General features: G+C 74.1%; 1 protein-coding gene. It reads left to right on the top strand.

Annotated features, from left to right (window positions below; translation table 11 throughout):
• Window positions 1-386 (top strand): FliH/SctL family protein (locus tag AB4Y44_RS42505; protein ID WP_368702829.1); only part of this gene is annotated, 386 nt, incomplete at both ends.

The following is a 386-nucleotide window of genomic DNA, read 5'->3' as shown; positions in this document are numbered from 1 at the left end:
CCATGCGCTGCGCGACGCTGCCCACCAGGAGGGGCTGCGCTCCGGCCACGTGGCGGGCCAGGCGCTCGGCTATCAGGCCGGGCACGAACAGGGCCGCCAGCAGGGCTTCGAGCAGGGCCAGGCCGAGGCGCGCGCGCAGGCAGCGCAGCTCGCCGCGCTCGCCAGCCGTTTTAGCGACGCGCTCGAAACGGCGCAGGCCGGCGTGGCCGAGACGCTCGTGGAACTCGCACTCGACATCGCGCAGCAGGTCGTGCGCCAGCACGTCCAGCACGACCCGACGGCGCTCGTCGCGGTCGCGCGCGAAGTGCTCGTGGCCGAGCCGCAGCTCGCCGGTTCCCCGCAGCTCGTGGTGAGCCCCGCCGATCTGCCGATCGTCGAGGCTTATC

It is taken from the genome of Paraburkholderia sp. BR10937 (assembly GCF_040965695.1).
GTDB lineage: Bacteria > Pseudomonadota > Gammaproteobacteria > Burkholderiales > Burkholderiaceae > Paraburkholderia.
This window is presented reverse-complemented; position numbering and strand designations above follow the sequence as displayed.